Annotated in this window: 19 protein-coding genes; 3 read left to right on the top strand and 16 right to left on the bottom strand. The window is 71.5% G+C overall.

Translation table 11 applies throughout. The features are described 5' to 3' along the window. Positions 1-71: 71 nt before the first annotated feature. The 8 genes from ACFYMC_RS08295 to ACFYMC_RS08260 all read right to left on the bottom strand — a co-directional run bounded on the left by ACFYMC_RS08295 (position 72) and on the right by ACFYMC_RS08260 (position 7,393). Positions 72-1,268: a glutathionylspermidine synthase family protein gene (locus tag ACFYMC_RS08295; protein WP_388520661.1), complete on the bottom strand. Its 1,197-nt coding sequence runs from the start codon at positions 1,266-1,268 to the stop codon at positions 72-74. A 14-nt stretch (positions 1,269-1,282) separates the two neighbouring features. Further along, positions 1,283-1,582, bottom strand: a complete 300-nt coding sequence (locus ACFYMC_RS08290) for a hypothetical protein (protein ID WP_388520658.1) — start codon at positions 1,580-1,582, stop codon at positions 1,283-1,285. A 215-nt stretch (positions 1,583-1,797) separates the two neighbouring features. Beyond that, on the bottom strand, positions 1,798-2,580 hold the full coding sequence (locus ACFYMC_RS08285) for a hypothetical protein (RefSeq protein ID WP_388520655.1): 783 nt from the start codon (positions 2,578-2,580) through the stop codon (positions 1,798-1,800). 3 nt (positions 2,581-2,583) lie between these two features. Then, positions 2,584-3,018 (bottom strand): hypothetical protein, encoded by a 435-nt coding sequence (locus tag ACFYMC_RS08280; RefSeq protein WP_388520652.1) that lies wholly within the window; start codon positions 3,016-3,018, stop codon positions 2,584-2,586. Beyond that, on the bottom strand, positions 3,005-4,798 hold the full coding sequence (locus tag ACFYMC_RS08275; RefSeq protein ID WP_388520649.1) for a hypothetical protein: 1,794 nt from the start codon (positions 4,796-4,798) through the stop codon (positions 3,005-3,007). The genes ACFYMC_RS08280 and ACFYMC_RS08275 overlap by 14 nt, the downstream gene beginning before the upstream one ends. 182 nt (positions 4,799-4,980) lie before the next feature. After that, complete coding sequence (locus tag ACFYMC_RS08270) at positions 4,981-5,970, bottom strand: malate dehydrogenase (RefSeq protein ID WP_388520647.1); 990 nt, start codon at positions 5,968-5,970, stop codon at positions 4,981-4,983. Between the two features lie 165 nt (positions 5,971-6,135). After that, a complete protein-coding gene (locus ACFYMC_RS08265) occupies positions 6,136-6,540 on the bottom strand; it encodes a DUF3017 domain-containing protein (RefSeq protein ID WP_388520644.1) in 405 nt (134 codons plus the stop codon). Further along, entirely contained in the window at positions 6,530-7,393 is an 864-nt protein-coding gene (locus ACFYMC_RS08260) for a bifunctional methylenetetrahydrofolate dehydrogenase/methenyltetrahydrofolate cyclohydrolase (protein WP_388520641.1), read from the bottom strand. Before ACFYMC_RS08260 ends, ACFYMC_RS08265 begins: the two co-directional genes overlap by 11 nt. 241 nt (positions 7,394-7,634) lie before the next feature. Between ACFYMC_RS08260 and ACFYMC_RS08255 the strand changes: the two genes are divergently transcribed. Then, a complete protein-coding gene (locus tag ACFYMC_RS08255) occupies positions 7,635-8,366 on the top strand; it encodes an RDD family protein (protein WP_388520638.1) in 732 nt (243 codons plus the stop codon). Positions 8,367-8,646: 280 nt separating this feature from the next. Here the strand turns inward: ACFYMC_RS08255 and purH are convergent, their stop codons facing one another. Further along, positions 8,647-10,230, bottom strand: coding sequence for a bifunctional phosphoribosylaminoimidazolecarboxamide formyltransferase/IMP cyclohydrolase (gene purH / locus ACFYMC_RS08250; RefSeq protein ID WP_388520635.1), 1,584 nt, complete (start codon positions 10,228-10,230; stop codon positions 8,647-8,649). Continuing rightward, on the bottom strand, positions 10,227-10,880 hold the full coding sequence (purN, locus tag ACFYMC_RS08245) for a phosphoribosylglycinamide formyltransferase (protein ID WP_388520632.1): 654 nt from the start codon (positions 10,878-10,880) through the stop codon (positions 10,227-10,229). Before purN ends, purH begins: the two co-directional genes overlap by 4 nt. A 291-nt stretch (positions 10,881-11,171) precedes the next feature. Here purN and ACFYMC_RS08240 point away from each other — a divergent pair, with 291 nt between their 5' ends. After that, complete coding sequence (locus ACFYMC_RS08240) at positions 11,172-11,864, top strand: hypothetical protein (protein ID WP_388520629.1); 693 nt, start codon at positions 11,172-11,174, stop codon at positions 11,862-11,864. Here the strand turns inward: ACFYMC_RS08240 and ACFYMC_RS08235 are convergent. Further along, entirely contained in the window at positions 11,854-13,632 is a 1,779-nt protein-coding gene (locus tag ACFYMC_RS08235) for a DUF6350 family protein (RefSeq protein ID WP_388520627.1), read from the bottom strand. The genes ACFYMC_RS08240 and ACFYMC_RS08235 overlap by 11 nt on opposite strands. A 116-nt stretch (positions 13,633-13,748) precedes the next feature. Here ACFYMC_RS08235 and ACFYMC_RS08230 point away from each other — a divergent pair, with 116 nt between their 5' ends. Next, positions 13,749-15,251 carry a helix-turn-helix domain-containing protein gene (locus ACFYMC_RS08230; protein ID WP_388520625.1) on the top strand — a complete coding sequence of 501 codons (1,503 nt, stop codon included), beginning with the start codon at positions 13,749-13,751 and terminating at the stop codon, positions 15,249-15,251. Between the two features lie 246 nt (positions 15,252-15,497). On the opposite strand, the gene sucD is transcribed toward ACFYMC_RS08230, so the two are convergent. The 5 genes from sucD to ACFYMC_RS08205 all read right to left on the bottom strand — a co-directional run bounded on the left by sucD (position 15,498) and on the right by ACFYMC_RS08205 (position 22,505). Continuing rightward, on the bottom strand, positions 15,498-16,391 hold the full coding sequence (sucD, locus tag ACFYMC_RS08225; RefSeq protein WP_388520622.1) for a succinate--CoA ligase subunit alpha: 894 nt from the start codon (positions 16,389-16,391) through the stop codon (positions 15,498-15,500). Between the two features lie 23 nt (positions 16,392-16,414). After that, a complete protein-coding gene (gene sucC / locus ACFYMC_RS08220; RefSeq protein WP_388520619.1) occupies positions 16,415-17,593 on the bottom strand; it encodes an ADP-forming succinate--CoA ligase subunit beta in 1,179 nt (392 codons plus the stop codon). A gap of 303 nt (positions 17,594-17,896) precedes the next feature. Next, positions 17,897-19,093: a VWA domain-containing protein gene (locus ACFYMC_RS08215; RefSeq protein WP_388520616.1), complete on the bottom strand. Its 1,197-nt coding sequence runs from the start codon at positions 19,091-19,093 to the stop codon at positions 17,897-17,899. Next, on the bottom strand, positions 19,078-21,393 hold the full coding sequence (locus ACFYMC_RS08210) for a DUF5682 family protein (protein WP_388520614.1): 2,316 nt from the start codon (positions 21,391-21,393) through the stop codon (positions 19,078-19,080). Before ACFYMC_RS08210 ends, ACFYMC_RS08215 begins: the two co-directional genes overlap by 16 nt. Next, the gene (locus tag ACFYMC_RS08205) at positions 21,390-22,505 is read right to left on the bottom strand and encodes an AAA family ATPase (protein ID WP_388520611.1); all 1,116 of its coding nucleotides are present in this window, start codon (positions 22,503-22,505) and stop codon (positions 21,390-21,392) included. The genes ACFYMC_RS08210 and ACFYMC_RS08205 overlap by 4 nt, the downstream gene beginning before the upstream one ends. Between the last annotated feature and the right edge of the window lie 131 nt (positions 22,506-22,636).

Raw genomic sequence — 22,636 nt, 5'->3', positions numbered from 1 at the left:
GTCCGGCCGCGGGGCGGGGCGGGGCGGGAGCTTCCTCTCCTCGCCCCGCCCGGTGCTGCCCTGCGGCGCGGTCAGCGGATGATGTGCGGAAGGAACCGGGCGTACTCGTCGGTGATCAGTCCGGTGGACTCACGGATGCCGAGCCCGGCGGCTTCCTCCTCCACCACCCAGGCCCCGAGGACGACCCGGTTGCCGTCGAAGTCCGGTAGCGGGGCGAGCTCCTGGTAGACCTGAGGCTCCGGCGGCGCGGTCGCGACCGTACCGTCGCAGGTCGGGTCCGCCCGGTGGACGATCACGCCGGCACCCTCGCGCCCGAGCAGCGGCTTGGAGACGTAGCCGGTGGTGGTGGCCAACTCGCGCGGGCCGTCCAGATAGGCGGGCAGCAGGTTCGGGTGGCCGGGGAAGAGCTCCCACAAGATCGCCAGTAGCGCCTTGTTGGACAGCAGCATCTTCCAGGCCGGCTCGATCCAGCAGGTGCTGCCGGAACCGCCGCCGTTGTCCAGGGTGTCCAGCACGTGCGGGCCGAAGCGGTCGGTGGCCAGCCACTCCCACGGGTAGAGCTTGAAGCAGCTGCGCACGAAGCGGAAGCGGTCGTCCACGAACCGCCCGGCGAGATGGTCCCAGCCGATCTGCTCCACCGAGAGCGCCTCGGTCTGCAACCCCGCCTGGATCGCGGTTTCCCGAAGGTAGGCGACGGTCATCAGGTCCTCGCCCAGTTCGTCGCCCTCGGAGTGGACGAAGTGGACGGGCCCGGGCGGAAGTAGTTCAGCCTGGCGGCGCCAGGCGTCGACGAGCCGCTCGTGCAGGGAATTCCACTGGTCGGCGCCGGGGAAGCACTCCTCCATCCAGAACCACTGCGGGCTTGCGGCCTCCACCAGGGAAGTCGGGGTGTCGGCGTTGTATTCCAGGAGCTTCGCCGGCTCCCGGCCGTCGTAGCGCAGGTCGAAGCGTCCGTACAGGGAGGGCAGTTCGGCTCGGCGGCGCCAGGACTCGGCGACGCGCTTGACCAGTCGCGGGTCGGACAGGCCGAGGTCGGCGAAGCGGTCCTGCTCCACGATGTGGGCGGCAGCCGCCAGGCACATCGCGTGGAGGTCCTCCACCACGTCTTCCAGCGCCTCGATCTCGGGCAGTGTGAAGGAGTAGTAGGCGCTCTCGTCCCAGTAGGGGCGGAACTCACCGCCGGGCATCCTGGTGAGCGGGTAGATCAGGCCCTGCTCTTCGACCGTCTGCTGCCAACCGGGGCGGGGGGTGCGGGTGTGCCGTTGCATCTACGTGGTCCTACTCAGCCGCCACCGGAGCGGGTGGCACCGAAGCCCCCGCGGTCGACCGCCGACTTGTTGAAGCTGCCGCCGGACGGTTTCCCCTTCTTGCTGGAGCCGCCGTAGTAGTACGCGCCGCTCCCGTTGTCCCGGCAGTCGGAGTCCTTCAGCTGTTCGCTGGTCTTGGGGTCCGCGCAGCGCTTGTCGGGGTCCGATCCGCAGCCGACCAGCGCGGCGGCCAACAGGCCCACCCCACCGAGTATCACGCCGCCGGAGCGCATTCTGCGTCTGGCGTCGTCGCCACCCGCACTGTCGTGGTGCATGAGGTCCTCCCCTGCCGGTTCCCGGCAAGGGTAGAGGGCGGTGGTCCGGGGAGGGAATCCGGCCATCACCTCGGCGCCGCATCCTCTCTGGACTACGAATGCTTCATGCCATCTGGGCTGTTTTATGCATGATTTCGAGGGTCCCGACCTGGCAGAGGCCGACACGCTCGGGTGCGCCACGGAACCCACCCGGTCCGTCCGGTACCTCCCGGGGGTCAGGGCGCGTAGGAGCCGGTGAGAGCGGCGTCGAGGACCTGGCGCTGGCGGGGCCAGTCCTCCTGGGGTCCGGCGACGTGCAGGGCGTAGGTCTGGAGGTCCGAGGTGACGAACACCCGGAAGATGCCGCGCCGCCGACCGCCGGATTCCGGGTAGTCGTACGCGTACACGAGCTCGGCGGCCCCACTGGCACCGGACACGTGGCCGAGCCGGGTCTCCTCGTAGTGGGGCCGCAGCGGGCGCAGCACCCGGGAAGCCTCCTGGGCGTAGCTGAGCGGGGTGCGAGTGGTCCCGGTGGACCGGTGGATGACCACCAGGAAGGAAAGCCGGTCGGAGGATTCGAAGATGGCGCTGTCAGTGTCCTCCCGCCGCGTCCAGGTGCGGGGCACGGCAAGGGTGACGCCGCTCTTCGGGCCGGCGTCGATCCGGAACCCGAAGGGCGGGGAAGGCGGTTGTGGTGCGGAGGACGAGGGGGCGCCCGTGGGCGGGGGTGGTGTGGAGGAAGGTGAGGGGAGCGGCACTGTGGCGCTGCTCCCGGGTCCTCGGCGGGCGTTCTCGGGGTCCTCATCGCCGTCCGACCGCACGTACCAGACGACCACCACCAGCACGCCGACCACTGCCGCTGACCAGAGGGCGGCACGGCGGGGACGACGGCCCTGCGGGGCCCTGGCCGGCGGCGGCCCCAGGTCGCGGTTCCCCGCTTCCTGCCCGGGCACCGCCGGCTCATCGGCGAACTCCCAACGCTGTAACGTCGGGTTCCACACGGCTTCAGGCGGGAGCACCGGTCAGCTCCCCCACAGCGCGGCCACCGCGGTCGCCACGGCCGTGCCCGAGGCCAGCAGTTCCACCACCGGCGCGGCCGACACCAGGGCTCCGCGGAGCCGGGCCAGTCGGCTCCGGGAAACCGTGTCCGAGACCTCGATCTCCCCCTCGACCTCGACCAGTTCGGCGTCGAGGTGCGCCACTGCCACGGCATCTCGTGCGGTCAGCCGGGAGAGGTCGGCGCGCAGTTCCCGGACCGCCGCGGACAGCCGGTCCACTTCCGGAGCGCGCGCTCCACCGTCGGCGCTGGCTACGGTGACCGTGTTGTGGTCACCGATCGCGAAGGCGCTGCCGGTCACGGCGCCCACGGACACCGCCGGCGCGGGTCGCGGGCCCGGTCCGGGGGTGCCGGAGCCCGGTTCCCTCCGGTCGCTCTGTTCCCTTTCAGGACCTGCCACGTTTGGCCTCCTTCTCCTTGGAAGGTTTCTTGTGGGGCGGGTTGATGTTGTTGCCGTCACCGACGCCGAAGGCGCTGTCGGTGACGGAGTGGATGTAGACCGCGCCTTCGGCGAGGTTCACGGTCTTGCGCTCGAACTCGGCCGTCTGCCAACCCGCTTCGTACAGCGACAGCCGCACCCCGCTGGCCACCCGGTCCTGGATCGTCTTCAGGTAGCGGTCGATGTCCATGGTCTGGAACAGCGAGGAGTCCCCCTCGCTGCCCAGCTCCCGTACGGCCGCCTCGGGACCGGTGGGACGAGCACCCTTGTTGCCGGCGGTCAGCTCCTGCCACAGGATCGTCCAGCTGCGGGCGAAGGCCAGGAGGGCGAAGCCGAGGGAGCGCGGCCCGTGGGCGATCGCCCAGGCGACCTTGCCGACCGTACTGTTGCGCAGGTGTCGCTGGGCCATGTCGTCCGCCTCCTGGAACAGCTCCCGCACGGGCAGCAGTACGTGCGGGGCGACCTCCAGCATCAGCACACCGCCCTGGGTGTGGACGCGTACGAAGACGGTGACCACCACGTCCTCGTCCCAGCCCCCGACCCTGATCCGCAGGAAGTGGCGCCGCTTCTCGCCACCCTCCTCGATGGCTTCCGCGCGGTGCCGGGCGAAGTCCTCGGGGGTGTGGGGGGCGTCGTCGCGGTCACGTAGTCCGGCCGCGGGGAGGAAGACGCACTCGTCGACGACCAGTTCCCGCAGCCGGTCCAGGACCGCCGCCGCCGCCTGCGGGTCACGGCGGGGAGAGGGCACCCGAAGGGCTTCGACCAGCGGGACCACCCGCCGCAGGATCTCGGCGTTGTCCACGGGGTCGGGTTTGCGGGTGCCGATGTCGTCGCGGGGCTGAAGTTCGACCGCCAGGTGCCAGGGCCGGAAGGCGGCACCGGCTCCGAGGAACGGGCGGGTGGTGGCGTACAGGACCACGGGGGAGGACTGCTCGGTGCGGATGCGGTCCTGCGCCAGCAGGAAACGCGGGCTGTTGAACGTCTCAGCGGGGTCCTGGGCCAGCTCGTGGTACTTCTCTCGGGAGAGTTCGCCGGACATGGTCCGGGCGAACTGTCCGCGTTGCAGTCCGGCGAGGAGACCGAGCAGGCCGAGGAAGCCGATCGTGGCGTAGGGGGAACGAAAGGCGCCCTCCGTGTCCCCGTAGATGCGCCAGAGCCAGTCCCCGGTGAGGAGGGCCTGCTGGATGTCGATCAATCCGCCGATGCTCCACACCAGTTGGAAGAAGGCGTTGTCGGCTCGCTCGGGGTGGCCCTGCACGAAGGCCACGATCAGCAGGTCCAGCAGGGTGAGGGTCATCAGCGTCCACGCATAGATCCTGATGACCAGGATCACGGGGCGGGGCAGCGCCGGGCCGGTCTTGCGGGCACGGGACAGTCCGGAGGCGATGCTCAACAACAGGCAGGGCAGCAGCAGCCGCAGCACGATCACGCCCCCGCTGAGCAGCCCGGCCAGCAACCACGCCGCCAACACGCCGATGGACCAGCCCACTTCTATACGTCTGGCGCGCAGCGCGTGGGCCAGGACCCGGGCTGCGTCGATGCCGTAGCTGGGTGCGGCGAAGCGCTCCTCGTGGATGTACAGGTGGTCGATGACCTGGTCGCGGAAGCGCCGGTCGAGGTAACTGCCGGCGCACAGGAGCCGGCCGGCCTCGCTTGCCTTCGGGTCGGTCGGGGGCTTCCCGTACAGCTGGGGGGTGGGGGGCCTGCTGGGCTGCGGGGGCACGGCGGCCGGCTGGTTCATCAGCGCAACGTAGGGCCTGTTGTGGGCAGGCGGATAGCTGCAAACACGCCAAAACGCCCCGGAGAGGTTTACCGGGGCGTTTTGATGACAAGCCGTACAGGATCTGGCGTAGCGCCTCTGGTAGGCCAATTTGGATGCAAGGGATCCGGCCGAACAGGGCGGGCGCCTCACCCCGCGGTGGGTCAGATCAGGCCGAGCTCACGGACCGCGTCGCGCTCCTCGGCGAGCTCCTGGACGGAGGCGTCGATGCGGCTCCGGGAGAACTCGTTGATGTCCAGGCCCTGGACGATCTCGTACTTGCCGTCCTTGCAGGTGACGGGGAAGGAGGAGATCAGACCCTCCGGGACGCCGTAGGAACCGTCCGAGGGGATGCCCATGGAGGTCCAGTCGCCCTCGGCGGTGCCGTTGACCCAGGTGTGGACGTGGTCGATGGCCGCGTTCGCCGCCGAGGCGGCGGAGGAAGCGCCACGCGCCTCGATGATCGCGGCGCCGCGCTTGGCCACGGTCGGGATGAAGCTGTCGGCCAGCCAGGCCTCGTCGGAGACGACCTCGGCGGCGTTCTTGCCCGCGATCTCCGCGTGGAAGATGTCCGGGTACTGGGTGGCCGAGTGGTTGCCCCAGATGGTCAGGCGCTTGATGTCGGAGACGGCGGCGCCGGTCTTGGCGGCCAGCTGCGAGATCGCGCGGTTGTGGTCCAGGCGAGTCATCGCGGTGAAGCGCTCGGCCGGTACGTCCGGGGCCGCGGCTTGGGCGATCAGGGCGTTGGTGTTGGCCGGGTTGCCGACCACCAGGACCTTGATGTCGTCCGCGGCGTTGTCGTTGATGGCCTTGCCCTGCGGCTTGAAGATGCCGCCGTTGGCGGAGAGCAGGTCACCGCGCTCCATGCCCTTGGTGCGGGGACGGGCGCCCACCAGGAGGGCCACGTTGGCGCCGTCGAAGCCGACGTTCGGGTCGTCGGTGATCTCGATGCCTCGCAGCAGCGGGAAGGCACAGTCGTCGAGCTCCATCGCGGTGCCCTCAGCGGCCTTCAGGCCCTGCGGGATCTCCAGGAGGCGGAGCTTGACCGGAACGTCCGCGCCGAGCAGGTGGCCGGACGCGATGCGGAAGAGCAGCGCGTAGCCGATCTGACCGGCGGCGCCGGTGACGGTGACATTCACGGGAGTGCGGGTCATGGCGATCTCCGTTAGACAGCTGGCGGTGGGGCGTCCTTGCCCCATGTGCTGGTAGGACGCCGCTTCCGGTGAATCTTGATGTGAAGAGACATCCGCCGTCAGGCTATCGGACCCGGGGAACCGCGCACCCACAGCCCCACCCCGGTGTGGTCCGCCGCACACCGCTCAGCGGACCGTGAACCGTACGGCGTCCTCAAGGAAGGGGATGTCCAGCCACGGTCGGGGCTGCGAAACGAGTGCGAGCAGCACGATCGCGGAGCCCAACAGCCCGTAGGTGACCATGTCGGTGAAGCGGGACCGGACGGCGAGCATGCCCACCGAGGGCAGCAGACGCCTCATCACCGCCGCCAGCAACAAGGCGGAGCCTATGGCCAGGCAGCCGATCCGTACGTGCCCCAGGGCGGTTGCCAGCAGCCCGGCCGCGGTGGCGGCCAGCACCACGAGCATCGGCCACTGGCGGGCCGGCGCGGGTGCGTCGCGTGGCGCGGCGCGCCCGCCGCCCTCGGGCCGCGCCGTGTCGCGGGTGATCGAGGGGAAGCGGCGGGAACGCCTGCGGCCGTCAGCCGACATCGCTCACCGACCGCTCGGCCGCCTCGACGACGTTGACCAGGAGCTGGGCCCGCGTCATGGGGCCCACGCCGCCCGGGTTCGGGGAGATCCAGGCGGCCACCTCGGCCACCTCCGGGTCCACGTCTCCGACGATCTTGCCTTCTCCGTCGCGGCTGACACCGACGTCGAGGACGGCCGCGCCGGGCTTGACGTCCTGCCGGCGGACTAGGTGCGGCACACCGGCCGCGGCCACCACCACATCGGCCTGCCTCAGTTGCGCCGACAGGTCCCGGGTGCCGGTGTGGCACAGGGTCACTGTCGCGTTCTCCGACTTGCGGGTGAGCAGCAGGCCGATGGACCGGCCCACCGTGATGCCGCGGCCGACGACCACGACGTGCGCACCGTCGAGGGCGACGCCGTGGTGGCGCAGCAGCTCCACGATCCCGTACGGGGTGCAGGGCAGCGGCCCGGGTTCGCCGAGCACGAGCCGGCCCAGGTTCATCGGGTGGAGCCCGTCGGCGTCCTTGGCCGGATCCATCAGCTCCAGCACGCGATTGGTGTCGATGCCTTTGGGCAGGGGCAGTTGAACGATGTATCCCGTACAGCCGGGATCCTCGTTGAGTTCACGGACGACTGTTTCGATCTCGTCTTGGGAGGCCGTGGCGGGCAGTTCCCGCCGGATGGAGGAGATCCCCACCTCGGCGCAGTCCCGGTGCTTGCCGCCGACGTACCAACGGCTTCCCGGGTCGTCACCGACGAGGAGGGTTCCCAGACCGGGGGTGACGCCCCGGTCCTTGAGGGCCGCCACGCGGGCGGTCAGCTCGGACTTGATCGCGGCTGCGGTGGCCTTGCCATCGAGAATCTGGGCAGTCATGGCGCCATCCTCCCGGATGGACCCGCCTCGGTTCCAATCAAGGCCAACGACCTTGGCCGAGGTTGCACTTGCACAACGGTACGTGGTCGTGGTTGTGGTCCCGCTGGACAAACCGGGACCCCGCCACCACGATGACGGATGCAGAACCGCGGGCAGTGCCGGGGGGCGAACCGCTCAGTTCGATCGTGTTACCTCCGCGCGCCGCGTCGTCCCCGCACGACAAACGGAGGAACACCCCAAGATGAGCTTCGGCGACCCGAACAACCCCTACGGCCCGCAGGAGCCGCAAGGGCAGCCCCAGGGGCAGCCCGGCTACGGCTACCCGCAGCAGGCCCCTCAGGGCGTTCCTCCGCAGGGCGGCTACGGCTACCCCCAGCAGGGCGCACCCTACGGCGGAGCGCCGGCCCCCGGCACCCTCCAGGCCAACAACGGCTACATCAACGTGCCGGCGCTGGGAACCGTCCAGGTGGCCACCATGGGACGCCGCCTCGGCGCGCGACTCATCGACGGCGTCATCATCAGCGTCCTGTCCTTCGTGTTGAGCGCGATCGGGCTCGCCGGCGTGTTCGGCGTCTCCCAGACGATCGAGGACTGCAACAACATGGACCCGCTGTCCTCGGGCTACCAGAGCTGTATCAACGACGCACAGGAAGCCGCCGGCGGCATCATCGCCGGCTTCCTCGGCGCCATGTTCCTGATCTTCATCGCCACCCTCCTCTACGAGTGGCTGATGATCTCCTTCCTGGGCGCGACCGTCGGCAAGATGGCCCTGGGCCTGAAGGTGGTCCGCGAGAACACCGGCCAGGTCCCCGGCATCGGCGGCGGCTTCATCCGCTGGATCATCCCGATGGTGGGGGCCATCTTCTGCGGCCTCGGTCAGATCCTCGTGTACATCTCGCCCTTCTTCGACAACTCGGGCAAGTTGCAGGGCTGGCACGACCGTGCCGCCGGCACCCTGGTGGTCAAGAAGTGACCTGCTGATCGGTGCCTCCTGGGCCGTGGCCGGCGGCCGGGGCCCAGGAGGTACCACTGACGCAGAAGGCCGCGTTCCGTTACTGCGAACGCGGCCTTCTCGTCTGTGGGGCGGTCCAGCGGCCTCCGGCCGGCGCCCGACGACAGCTACGGCACCCCGCCGCGCCGTCGGATCACCTACGACCGGCGTGAGGATGCCACCGCGCTGTGCGGCCCGCCGCTTGTGACACCGCGTGTTGATTCACCGCGGACCACGGGAGCACCCTTGGCCACCCGAAGCGTCAGTGGAAGAAGTGGCGGGTGCCGGTGAGGTACATCGTCACGCCCGCCTTCCGCGCCGCTTCGATGACCTGCTCGTCACGGACCGACCCACCGGGCTGTACGACCGCCTTGATGCCGGCGCCAGTGAGGATCTCCAGACCGTCCGGGAACGGGAAGAACGCGTCGGAGGCGGCGTAGGCACCGCGGGCGCGCTCCACGCCGGCCCGTTCGACGGCGAGCTTGGCCGAGTCGACCCGGTTGACCTGACCCATGCCGACGCCGACCGAGGCCCCCTCCTTGGCGAGGAGGATCGCGTTGGACTTGACGGCGCGACAGGCCTTCCAGGCGAAGGAAAGCTCGGCGAGCTCGGCGGTGGACAGGGCATCGCCGGTGGCGAGGGTCCAGTGGGCCGGATCGTCACCGTCCGCCTGGAAGACGTCCGACTGCTGGAGCAGGGCCCCGCCGCTGATGGGCTTGAGGTCGCCCGGCTGGTGCGGATGGCCCTCCACCTTCAACACCCGGATGTTCTTCTTCCTGGCGAGGACCTCCAGGGCGCCGGCCTCGTAGTCCGGCGCGGCGATGACCTCGGTGAAGATCTCCGCCACCTGTTCGGCGAGTTCGACGCTCACCGGCCGGTTGACGGCGATGACCCCGCCGAAGGCGGACAGCGGGTCGCAGGCGTGCGCCTTGCGGTGCGCGTGGGCCACGTCCTCGCCCACCGCGATCCCGCAGGGGTTGGCGTGCTTGATGATCGCCACGCAGGGCTCTTCGTGGTCGAAGGCGGCACGGCGGGCGGCCTCGGTGTCCACGTAGTTGTTGAAGGACATCTCCTTGCCGTGCAGTTGCTCGGCGTTGGCGAGCCCACCGGGCTGCCCGTCCGTGTACAGGGCGGCGGCCTGGTGCGGGTTCTCGCCGTAGCGCAAGGTGGCCTTGCGCTCCCACGCGCCGGCGAGGAACTCCGGCAGGACCTCGCCGTCTTCGGGGGCGTAGGAGTTGGTGAACCAGGACGCCACGGCCACGTCATAGGCGGCGGTGTGCTGGAAGGCCTCGGCTGCCAGCCGCTTGCGGGCGACCAGGTCGAAGCCGCCGCCCTGGGCCGCGGCGATGACGTCGGCGTACCGTTCGGGGCTGGTCACCACCGCGACCGAGGGGTGGTTCTTGGCGGCGGCGCGGACCATCGAGGGACCACCGATGTCGATCTGCTCGACGCACTCGTCGGGGGTGGCACCGGAGGCGACGGTCTCCCGGAACGGGTAGAGGTTCACGACGACCAGGTCGAAGGGCTCGACGCCCAGTTCGGCGAGCTGGCGCTGGTGGTCTTCGAGGCGCAGGTCCGCGAGGATGCCCGCGTGCACCCGCGGGTGCAGGGTCTTGACCCTGCCGTCGAGGCACTCGGGGAATCCGGTGAGCTCCTCGACCTTGGTGACCGGCACGCCCGCGGCGGCGATCTTCGAGGCGGTGGAGCCGGTGGAGACCAGCGTGACGCCCGCCCCGTGCAGCCCACGGGCCAGCTCTTCGAGGCCCGTCTTGTCGTAGACGCTGACGAGCGCGCGGCGGATCGGCCGCTCCGTCTGCGTACCTTCGGCGGTCACTTCGGCGGTCACTGGATCGTTACCTTTCGTCCCTCAATGCGGTAGCCGTGCCGGGCCAGTCGCCCCACGACGTCGACGAGCAGCCCTCGCTCGACTTCCTTGATCCGCTCGTGCAGAGCGGCTTCGTCGTCCCCCTCGCGCACCTCGACCACACCCTGGGCGATGATCGGCCCGGTGTCCACGCCGTCGTCCACGAAGTGGACGGTGCAGCCGGTGACCTGTGCCCCGTAGGCGAGCGCGTCGCGTACGGCGTGGGCGCCGGGAAAGCTCGGCAGCAGGGCGGGGTGGGTGTTCACGAAGCGCCCGCCGAAGCGGGCCAGGAACTCCTTGCCCACGATCTTCATGAAACCGGCGGAGACGACGAGGTCCGGTTCGTACGCGGCCGTCGCCTCGGCCAGGGCCCGGTCCCACTCCTGTCGGGAGGGGTATGCCTTGACCGGGCAGACGAAGGTGGGCAGTCCGGCCTTGGCCGCCCGTTCGAGACCGGCGATGCCCGACCGGTCGGCGCCTACGGCGACGACTTCGGCGCCGTACCCGGCCGCGCCCTGCGGATGCGAGGCGATGGCGTCAAGGAGGGCCTGGAGGTTGGTGCCGGATCCGGAGACGAGCACGACCAGGCGGGCCGGACGGGAGGGGGCGGCCAAGGTGAGGCCCTTTCTCACGAGTACTCGTACTTGTACGGTCATACGAAAGCTTGGGCCCCTCGAATACGGGGGACCCTACGAAGCATCGGACCGCCTGCAACGATACCGGCACACCGAGCGGCCCCCGAGGGACGGGGGCAGGCCAGCGGGGTAGCGTCAGGCTTGACAGCCCTTCGGGCCCGCTCGGACACCGGACAACGCGCACGTCGTCGACCGTGCCGTCCACCGGCGGACCGCGGCCCGAAGCACGTCACCCAACGTCGGACAGCCAGTCACACCGTTCAGTCACAAGGGGAAGACGCTCACCTGATGCCGGACCCAAGCCGCCAGTCCCCGAACCCGCCGACGCCTCCGAACCCGCCGGCGCCGCCCGAGGGCGAGGACAATCCGTTCGCCGCACCGCCGGAGGGCCGGCCCGACCAGCCATGGGAGCCGCGCCGCGACAAGTGGAGCAGTGAACAACCACAACGGGGGGACGGCCCCTTCGGCGACCGCCCAAGGGAAGGCCGCAGCGGCGGCCCGGGCGGCAGCGGCGGACAGGGCCCCGGCGGCCTTCGCTGGGACCCGACCGACCCGGTGCAACGGCGGGCCCGCTACGCGCTGCTCGGGGGCATGTGGGCCTTCTTCTTCGCCCTCTTCGACCTCCCCGCCCTCGGCCTGCTGCTCGGCGCCCTGTCCCTGTACTGGGGGTCGAGCGCACTGCGCGGCAAGCCCAAGGTCGCCCGCAGCGCCGACCTCGCCCCGGCGGCGGGCTCCGGGTCCGGCCCCGGCAGCCCGGCTCCGCCCGGCGCGACCCCACCGCGCCCGCAGGTGACGGCCGCGGTGAGCGGACTGGTCATGGCCTCGCTGGCATTGCTGGTGGTCGCCGCTTCCTACGCGACGCAGATCGTCTACCGCGACTTCTACACCTGCACCGCCGACGCCCTGACCAAGACGGCGGAGCTCCAGTGCAACCAGGAGCTGCCCGAACCACTGCGCGACCTCATCGGCGTCAAGGAGTAGCACCACCCCCGCCCTCCACGGACCGGCCGGAGCGCCGGACCACGGTCCGCGCACCGGTCGGCAGGCCCTGGAGGGACGGCACCGGACCACCCGAGCGCTCCACGACAGCCTGCGGCGGCCGTTCGGGCGACAGGGCAGCGGGCACCGCCGGCGCCGGATGGGCGAGCGACCCCGCGACCAGCTGCCCGACCTTCGACGTGCCGGCGAGCTCGGCCGCCTCCTCGCCCCCGCCGTTGTGCGCCTCGGGCCCGATGGGGTGCACGGGCGTACCCGCCGTGCCCTTGACGGCCGCCGAAGGCGCCTGCCGCACCTCCCCCGCGTACCGGGCCGCCTCGGGCTGGGCCCCGCGCCCGGCAGCCGGTTCGTCGACAGCAGGGCCCGGAGCTCCCGCCGGGTCACCGGTTCGCGCCGGCGGCGTACCGACGGACCCGGGCCCGTGGCTCCCCTGCGGGGCATCCGCCTCGAACAACCCCCTGGGCTCCCGCAGCCGCCAGGCACGCACGCCCAACGCCAGCGGAACGGAAAGCAGCAGGCTCCAGGCCAGCGCCGCCACTCCGGCCTGCCACCACACGGGTCCGAAGGCCGACAGCGCCCGCGAACCCAACGGGCCGGCTGCGGCACCCGCCAGACCGGCCATGGCACACGCGCAGACCAGCGAGGCGCAGACCGCGCCCCATGCGGTCTCCCGCCAGGTCCAGGACTCCTCCCGGTGCGCGAACCGCGGCACGGCCGTCCGCAGGACGAACCAGCCGACCACCGACCCGGCCAGCACCGGCACGGCGAGCGCCGCCCAGGCCAGCCCCGAACCGCCATCGGCGGGTGGGAGCGCGGCCAACAACGGGAATCGGGGCAGAGCGGGTGGTCCGGTGAAGCCCAGTGGGCTGACGACGGCCCCGGAGCCGAGGGCGAAGCCGGGTCCGAGTCCGTAGGAGGCACCCCAGACCGCGGCGTTCGGGATCAGGGCGAGCGCCAGGAGGAGCACCGCGAAGCGGCCCGACCACACTCCGGTCAGACGCAGGAACGACTCCTGGGCATCGCCCGCGTGCCAGGCCAAGGAGACGCCCACGAGCAGGGCGCCGCCGCCCAGCAGGGTGAGGGCACCGGCCGAGCCGGCCCGGAAGGCCAGGGCACACCGCGGTCGGGTGGCGACCTTGCGGAGGCTTCCGGGCAGCCAGGGGGGCAGGGGTCCGTAGGGCCGGCCGCGCGCCGACCACACGCCGGCGCCTGCCGCCGCCGCTGCCACACCGGGCAGGTGCCAGCTCGCGCTCAGCAGGTCGGCCGAGAGCGGACCACCGGTCGAGTACGTCGTGGCTGCGACGGCGACCAGGAGGTAACCGCAGGTCACAGCAGTGAACACGCTACGGGGTGTCAGCTGGGGGCCCTCGGGTTCACCCTCCTCCCCGGCCTGTTCCTCAAGGGCGACACGCACGGCACGGTGGACCAGCCAGAAGGGCAGGGCGACGAGGAGCAGCGGGATCAGCCCTACGGGGGCCGGAACTCCCGAGAGGGTGTCGGGGCGGACCAGTTCCGTTCCGTGGGCGAGCAGCCAGAGTCCGGCGGCGACCTTCAGGGCCGCCCCGGGGCCGCTGTCGGGATAGGGGGAGCTGATCCACAGCACCATGACGAGCACCGCGAAGGCCCCGAGGCCGAGGCCGGCGGCGAGCACGCCGCCGAGCAGACAGGGGGCGGCGGCGGGGATGGTGCGACGGCGGTCCGGGGACCGCGGGACCGGGGACAACGAGGAGTCGCGTGGGGTCGCGTGGGTCACCCGGTCATGGTCGCAACGACACGCGCTCCGAGCGCGTAACGGGCAATCGGTCGTTGTGTCGCCCAATATACGTTTATGTACTTTTCTGCCCAGCGCTGCGCAGCGGAAGGTCTGACATGACACAGCGCCTCGATCGTCTCGATACGGCCGCCGCTTTCCAGGGGTCGCTGCCCTCCCCGAAGGAACGGCGACGGCTGCGCGAGGCGGCATCCCTGACGCACGAGGACATCGCGACCGCGGTGGGCGTGACCCCCTCGACCGTCCGGTCCTGGGAAACCGGCCGCTCATCCCCCAAGGGCCGCCGCCGCGAGGCCTACACCAAGCTGCTCACCGAATCACGATCCGAGCAGCCCTCCGCCCCGCAGCCCACCGACCCCGCGCCGCAGGACCACACCCCGGCTGAACACCCCCGCCGGGTGGCCGCAGCGGATGGCCCCCGCCGGCCGAAGGCAACCGCCCACGTCACGGCGGCGAAGACGACGGCGCCCGTCGGGAAGAGCGGACCGGACCGGACCGTACAGCCACCGGGTGACACGCCCGCGCCGCACGCCACCGGGACCCGACCACTGGTGACCGCCCAAAGCACCTCGGGACCCGACAGCCGCCCGTTGGCGATGGCCGGCGTACGGGGAGCGGGTGCCTCCGCGATCGGGGCGAGCAGTGCCCGGCCGCCCGCACACGACGCGGCGGGCGCACCCACGGCTACCGGTGCCACGCCCGGGCCCAGAGCAGGACGCTCCCCCGAGGCTCCACCCGCCGAGGCGCGCCCCCGCAACGCCCCGGACGCGGCCGGGGACGAAGCCCTGCGCCCGGCCGAGGTCTTCGACTCCCTGCACACGCACATCTCCGGCCCCCTGGTCCGCCAGGCCTATCTGCTCACCGGGCGCGGCAGCCTCGCCGAAGAGGCCGTCGAGCGCGCCTTCACCCAGGCCTGGCAGCGCTGGCCCGAGGTCGCCACCGACCGCGACCCCATCGGTTGGATCCGAGCCGCCGTACACGAGTACGCGCTCTCCCCGTGGCACCGGCTGCGCCGCTCCCAGCGACACCCCGACTCCCCGCCGGCCGCCGCCGAGGACCGGGAACTCCTCGACGCCCTCCTGGAACTGCCCCCGACCCACCGCCGGAGCCTGCTCCTCTACGACGGAGTCGGCCTCGACCTACCGGAGACCGCCGCCGAGACCGAGGCCACCACCGCAGCCACCGCACAACGACTGCTCCACGCACACGCGGCCCTCGCCGAAAGGCTGCCGGAACTCGCAGACCTGACGTCCGAACAGGAACGGTCCGCCCATCTGCGCACCCGCCTGGGCGCGCTCCAGCCCCCCGAACCGCTCGAACCCGTCGCACCGTGCGAGGTCCGCAAGGCCAGCGAGAGCCACGCCAGGCTGTGGACCCGAGCCGCCGTGGGCCTGACCGCCCTGATCGCCGCGGCGACCGCCTACACCCTCACCACCGCCCCGACCGAGTACCGGCCCGAGCCTGCGCCCGGGGCCGCGGTCTCGGGGGTGCCCCCGCACAGTGGCCCCCAGAAGCTGACCAGCAAGGACCTACAGCTACGCAAGAAGCTCGCCGAGCAGCCCGTCCCCGGGCCCGAGCGCCTCGTCCCCCGGGCCGAGTAGCGGAAGGCGGCGGAAACGGGGGGGGGGGGGGGGGGGGGGGGGGGGGGGGGGGGGGGGGGGGGGGGGGGGGGGGGGGGGGCGGGGGGGGGGGGGGGGGGGCGGGGGGGGGGGGGGGGGGGGAGACCCGCCCCCCCGCCCGCCCCCCCCCCCCCCCGCCCCCCGGCGCCGCCCCCCCCGCCCCCCCCCCCCCCCCCCCCCCCCCCCCCCCCCCCCACGCCCGTTGCAGAGCCGGGCTCAGAGGCGGACTCAGACGCTGGCGGAGTTGAGGATCTCGCGCGCCAGCTTCGCCGTCTCGGTCGGCGTCTTGCCGACCTTGACGCCGGCGGCCTCAAGGGCCTCCTTCTTCGCCTGCGCGGTACCGGAGGAGCCGGAGACGATGGCGCCGGCGTGGCCCATGGTCTTGCCCTCGGGCGCGGTGAAGCCCGCGACGTAACCGACGACCGGCTTGGTCACGTTGGCCTTGATGAAGTCTGCCGCGCGCTCCTCGGCGTCGCCACCGATCTCACCGATCATGACGATCAGGTCGGTGTCCGGGTCGGCCTCGAAGGCCGCCAGGGCGTCGATGTGCGTGGTGCCGATGACCGGGTCGCCGCCGATGCCCACGGCCGAGGAGAAGCCGATGTCCCGGAGCTCGTACATCATCTGGTAGGTCAGCGTGCCCGACTTGGACACCAGACCGATGCGGCCTGGCTTGGTGATGTCCCCCGGGATGATGCCGGCGTTGGACTGGCCCGGCGTGATCAGACCGGGGCAGTTCGGGCCGATGATCCGGGTCTTGTTGCCCTTGCTGCCGGCGTACGCCCAGAAGGCCGCGGAATCGTGCACCGCGATGCCCTCGGTGATGACGACGGCCAGCGGGATCTCGGCGTCGATGGCCTCGATGACGGCCGCCTTCGCGAAGGCGGGCGGGACGAAGAGGACGGAGACGTTCGCCCCGGTCTTCTCCATCGCCTCGGCCACGGTGCCGAACACCGGCACCTCGGTGCCGTCGAAGTCGACGGTGGTCCCGGCCTTGCGCGGGTTGACGCCGCCGACGATGTTGGTGCCGTCAGCCAGCATCAACTTGGTGTGCTTCATGCCCGTGGCACCGGTCATGCCCTGGACGATGACCTTGCTGTCCTTGTTGAGGAAGATAGCCATGGTGAGTCTGTGACCTCGTCCCTTTACTTCGCAGCCGCGAGCTCGGCGGCCTTGTCGGCCGCACCGTCCATGGTGTCCACGCGCTGCACCAGCGGGTGGTTGGCGTCCGACAGGATCTTGCGACCCAGCTCCGCGTTGTTGCCGTCGAGACGGACGACCAGCGGCTTGGTGACTTCCTCGCCCTTGGAGGCGAGCAGCGCCAGCGCCTGCACGATGCCGTTGGCGACCTCGTCACAGGCGGTGATGCCGCCGAAGACGTTCACGAAGACGGACTTGACGTCCGGGTCGCCGAGGATGATCTCAAGGCCGTTGGCCATGACCTCGGCGGAGGCACCGCCACCGATGTCGAGGAAGTTGGCGGGCTTGACTCCGCCGTGCGCCTCACCGGCGTACGCGACCACGTCGAGGGTGCTCATCACGAGACCCGCGCCGTTGCCGATGATGCCGACCTCGCCGTCGAGCTTGACGTAGTTGAGGTTCTTGGCCTTGGCCGCCGCCTCCAGCGGGTTCGCGGCAGCCTTGTCCACGAGCTCCTCGTGGCTCGGCTGACGGAACTCGGCGTTCTCGTCGAGGGAGACCTTGCCGTCGAGGGCGATGACATCGCCACCGGCGACCTTCGCGAGCGGGTTGACCTCGACGAGGAGCGCGTCCTCGGCGATGAAGGTCGCCCACAGGGTCACCAGGACCTCGGCGACCTTCTCGGCGACCTCGGCCGGGAACTTCGCCAGCGCGACGATCTCGCGGGCCTTCTCGATCGTGACGCCCTCGATGGCGTTGACCGGGACCTTGGCGAGGGCCTCGGGGGTCTTCTCCGCGACCTCCTCGATGTCCATGCCGCCCTGGACGGAAGCCATGGCCAGGAAGGTCCGGTTGGTGCGGTCCAGGAGGTAGGAGACGTAGTACTCCTCCAGGATCTCCGGAGCGGTCTCGGCGATCATCACCTTGTGGACCGTGTGGCCCTTGATGTCCATACCGAGGATCTGACCGGCCTTCTCGACCGCGTCCGCGGGGTCGGAGGCCAGCTTCACGCCGCCCGCCTTACCGCGGCCACCGACCTTGACCTGCGCCTTGACGACCGAACGGCCGCCCAGTCGCTCGGTCGCCTCGCGCGCCGCCTCAGGCGTGTCGATGACTTCACCGGCCAGCACCGGTACACCGTGCTTGGCGAAGAGGTCCCTCGCCTGGTACTCGAACAGGTCCACGCGCGTCCGTCCCTTGTCTTTAAAGATTCGCAGTGATCGCGGTTCGTAATCTGCGTGGGCGTGCCGCGAGGGCAACGTGACGGCGCTGTCACAGGGGATGCGCACACGGTGACCGTGGAGCGCGGCATGTCCGCCTGGCAGGTTATCCCCGCAGGACGTGCGTCCCTAAATCGCAGATCACACCAGAGCGGTGATACCTGTCACAGGGTGGTGACACGAAGCCGCCGACCACCCGCCCTCTTAGACCGTGACAACGCGCCTCCCCAGGGCAGGCCCCCGCCTTCCCCCAGCCGCCCACCCGCCTCAGACCGTCTCGGGAACCGGCAGCGGGCGGCGCTCCAGCGCAGCAGCCATCACCTCCGGGAAGAGGTCGGGGGTGCAGGCGAAGGCGGGCGCGCCCAGCGCGGCCAGCGCGGCGGCGTGCTCGCGGTCGTAGGCGGGGGCCCCTTCGTCGCTGAGCGCGAGCAGCGTCACGAACTGCACCCCGGACGCCTTCATCGCGGCCACCCGCTGGAGCATCTCCCGCCGGATCCCGCCTTCGTACAGATCACTGATCAGCACGACCACCGTCTCGGCCGGTCGGGTGATCCGAGACTGGCAGTAGGCCAGTGCGCGGTTGATGTCGGTGCCACCGCCGAGCTGCGTGCCGAAGAGCACGTCCACGGGATCATCGAGCTGCTCCGTCAGGTCGACCACCGCGGTGTCGAAGACCACCAGTCGGGTCTCGATGGCCCTCATCGAGGCGAGAACGGCGCCGAAGACGGAGGCGTAGACCACCGAGGCGGCCATCGACCCCGACTGGTCGATGCACAGGACCACTTCCTTGCGGACCGACCGGGCGGCCCGGCCGTAGCCGATCAGCCGCTCGGGCACCACGGCGCCGTGTTCGGGGAGGTAGTTGCCGAGGTTCGCCCTGATGGTGCGATCCCAGTCGATGTCCCGGTGACGGGGGCGGCTGACCCTGGCCGAACGGTCGAGCGCCCCACTGACCGTGGCCCGCGTCCGCGAAGCGAGTCGGCGCTCCAACTCGCCGACGACCTTGCCGACCACCGCCCGAGCGGTTTCCCTGGTCGTCTCCGGCATCGCCTTGTTCAGCGACAGCAGCGTCCCGACCAGATGCACGTCGGCCTCCACCGCCTCCAGCATCTCCGGCTCCAGCAACAGCGCCGACAGGCCCAGACGGTCGATGGCGTCCCGCTGCATCACCTGAACCACCGACGAGGGGAAATAGGAACGCACGTCCCCCAACCACCGCGCCACCGAAGGGGCGGAGCCGCCCAACCCCGCCGAGCGGCTTCCCTGCCGCCGGCCACCGGCCGCAGCACCGCCGTCGTAGAGCGCCGCCAAGACCCCGTCCATGGCAGCGTCCCGCCCGGTGAGCGGGTGCCCAGTGCCGTCCCCGCCTTCCGCTCCCAGCACCAGCCGCCACCTGCGCAACCTCTCCTCGTGCACCGCCGTGCTCCCCCCACTCGCCACCGTGCCGCTCACGTCCTCGCGCATTCCGCCTCCCTAACCGGTGCCCGGCCCTCCCCCAGGAGCAACTGCACCAGAGCCGTCACCGCGTCGGCGCGTACCGGGTCCATCTCCGGGGCGAAACCTGCCACCGCCGTGGTGTCCGCGTCCTTCGGACCTGCCTCGCGCCGCACCAGCTCGCCCAGGGAGCGGCGCACCCCCGGCCCGTACGCCGCGAAGGTCCGGCGCAACAGAGGCAGCACGTCCGTGAATGCCTCCGCCGGCACTCGGGAGAGCCAGTCGTCCATCAGTGCCAGCAGACGCTCGTCGTGCAGCAGCAGCGTGCCGCCGCCTTCGCCGCCACCGAGGAACCCCTCGATCCAGCCGGCCGCCTCCGCCGGCGACACCGCCGGCGACAGGGCCAGACCCATCAACGCCTCCGCCTTGGGGGCGCCGAGCCTGCCGTCGTCCAGCAACAGACGCACCGCCCGGCCACGCACCGTCCCCGGGACGCGTTCACGTCCGGTGAGCATCCGCAGGACAGCCGCCCAGCGCTCGCGCAGTTCCTCGTCCGCGAGGAGGGCCAGCGCGGTGTGGACCGAATCGATCTGGGCCCGCACCTCTGCGGCTGCGTCGGCGTCCAGGCCCGCGCAGGCCGACGGAAGGGCCACACATATCCGCCGCGCCAGACCGGCCGCGACCTCGGCCAGCGCCTTGGTGTCGGTCCCCCGCACGTCTCCGTAGCGCAACGAGCGGGCCAGTGCGGGAAGCGCGCCCGCGAGCTGGCCGACGTCCGCCGCCAGCGCGGCGCGGTCCTCAAGCGCCCGCATCACGCCGGGCAGCGCCCGGGGCAACCCCGCGAGAAGGCACAGCTCGGCCAGAGCCGTCAGCTCGCCCAAGCCGCCCGCGCTCTCGGCCTCCGCCGCCGCCTTCGCCCCGGCCGCCGCCTCCACGGTGGTCCCCCACACTCCGGCTTCGGCTACCCGAACCGAGAGCTCCGGCTGCCAGCACACCTGCCAGGTCTCGCGGAAGGTGCCGGTGCCGCTGCGCGGGACCGTGGGCACTCCCCAGCCGACACCGAGCAGCCGGAGTCGGTGCAACAGGCGACTGCGCGCACCGTCCGTGTCCTTGCGCAAGTCCAGCTCCAGCTCTGCCTCCCGTGCGTCCGGCTTCAGCCGCAGGCTGCGCTGGTGCCGGGTCAGGTCCCGCTGGAGCGGTACCGCGGGGGCGCCTTCGGGGACCTCGCCGAGCACCTCGCCGACGATGAGCCGGTCCTCCACCAGCGCCAAGGGCACGTCCGACCCGTCGCACATCACCGCCCGCACGGCATCCATCGTCTCGGCCAGTCCAGGCAACGGCCGCCCCCGCACCACGGCCAGCGTCTCGGCGAGCCGCACGGCCTCGATCACATGCGCGCAGGAGACCGGAAGGTCCTCCTCGCGCAGCAGACCGGCGACCCGGGTCAGCCAGCGCTCGACCGGCCGGTCCCTTGCGGCGAACAGGTGCCCGTACCAGCCGGGCGAGGTGATTCCCGCACCGTAGCCGCCCGCCCGGGAGAGACGCCGGTGGGTCCACGGCACCCAGCTCATCTCGACCCTGACCTTCGGTAGCCCGCTGAGCAGGGCGCGATCGGCAGCGGCGGTGGTGCGTTCACGCAGCGCGGGTACGTGCCAGGCTCCGCACACCACCGCGTAGTGCGTACCGAACTCCCGCCGGGCGGCACGCATTCGCTGTCGCATGTGCGCCTCGCGGACCAGGTCCTGGCTCCCGCTGCCCGTCCCGAGGGTCTCGCGCAACAGCGCCATGGCCTCGCCGAGCACCTCGAAGACCCGCACCGGGTCCCCGCCCGCGCCCCGGTGCTCGACGACGTCCTCCCACCAGCGCTCGGCGTCCTCGTAGCCGGCCGCCTCGGCCAGCACCGCTACCGGGTCCAGTCGGGCCGCGTCGTGGTCGAGGGCCGGGCCCTGCGACGCCGACGGCTCCCCCTGCCCGCCCGCGGCGGTCGAGGGATCCTCCACGGATCGGGCCATCGCCAGGCTGTGGGCCGCCGGCAGGTCGATGAAGCGGACCGGCCGGTCCCGCTCCAGGGCCCACCGGATCGCCACCCACTCCGGGGAGAAGGCGGCCAGGGGCCAGAACGCCGCCCGGCCCGGATCGTCCTTGGCGTGCGCCAACAAGGCGACCGGTGGCCGCATGCCCTCCTCGGCGGCCAGTGGGAGCAGGGCGTCGCCCTCCGGCGGACCTTCGATGAGGACCGCGCTCGGCTGTACGGCCTCCAGCGCTGCCCGCACCGCACGGGCCGAACCGGGCCCGTGGTGGCGCACCCCCAGCAGCACGGGGCCGCTCATGCCGCGACCTCCCGACAGGCGCGGTAGAAGTCCTTCCAGCCCTCCCGCTCACGGACCACGGTCTCCAGGTACTCCTGCCAGATCACCCGGTCCGCCGCCGGATCACGGACGACCGCGCCGAGGATGCCGGCGGCGACGTCGCAAGGCCGTAGCACTCCGTCGCCGAAGTGGGCGGCGAGCGCGAGGCCACCTGTGACCACGGAGATCGCCTCCGCGGTGGACAGGGTGCCGCTGGGCGATTTGACCTTCGTGCGGCCGTCGCCGGTGATCCCGTCGCGCAACTCGCGGAAGACCGTGACGACCCGGCGGATCTCGTCGAGGCCTTCGGGTGCGGCCGGCAGGTCCAGGGATCGGCCGAGTTGCTCCACCCGGCGGGAGACGATGTCGACCTCGGCGTCCGCGGTGGCCGGGAGCGGGAGGACAACGGTGTTGAAGCGCCGGCGCAGCGCGCTGGAGAGGTCGTTGACCCCGCGGTCCCGGTCGTTGGCGGTGGCGATCAGGTTGAACCCGCGTATCGCCTGTACCTCCGCTCCGAGTTCGGGGATCGGCAGGGTCTTCTCGGAGAGGACCGTGATCAGGGTGTCCTGCACGTCGGCGGGGATCCGGGTCAGCTCCTCCACCCGGGCCGTCATGCCCTCGGCCATCGCCCGCATGACCGGGCTGGGCACCAGCGCCGCGCGGCTGGGGCCCTTGGCCAACAACTCGGCGTAGTTCCAGCCGTAGCGGATGGCCTCCTCGGGTGTGCCGGCAGTGCCTTGAACCAGCAAAGTGGAATCTCCACTGACCGCCGCCGCGAGATGCTCCGACACCCAGGTCTTGGCCGTCCCCGGGACCCCCAGGAGCAGCAGTGCGCGGTCCGTGGCGAGCGTGGTCACCGCGACTTCGACGATCCGGCGCGGGCCCACGTACTTCGGTGAGATCACGGTGCCGTCGGGCAGCGTGCCGCCCAACAGGTAGGTCGCGACCGCCCACGGTGACAGCCGCCAACGGGCCGGCCGGGGACGGTCGTCGGCTTCCGCGAGCGCCGCCAGTTCCCCCGCGAACGCGTCCTCCGCGTGCGGCCGGAGCGCGGTGCCGGCAGTGAGTCCCGCATGGTTTTCGGGCGTGGACATGGATCCCCCTCCAGAGCTTGCTCCAAGTCGGTCCCTGAGCTGCTTCCCACGGTGCACCACGCCACTGACAATCGGGGCCGTCCTGCCGTTTTGGCAGGTCAGTGCGATTGTCAGAGGCTTCACCTAGCTTG

Origin of the sequence: Streptomyces sp. NPDC006879, assembly GCF_042869595.1 — a bacterium.
Taxonomy (GTDB): domain Bacteria; phylum Actinomycetota; class Actinomycetes; order Streptomycetales; family Streptomycetaceae; genus Streptomyces.
The sequence above is the reverse complement of the archived record's forward strand: the minus strand, read 5'-3'. Positions and strand labels throughout refer to the sequence as shown.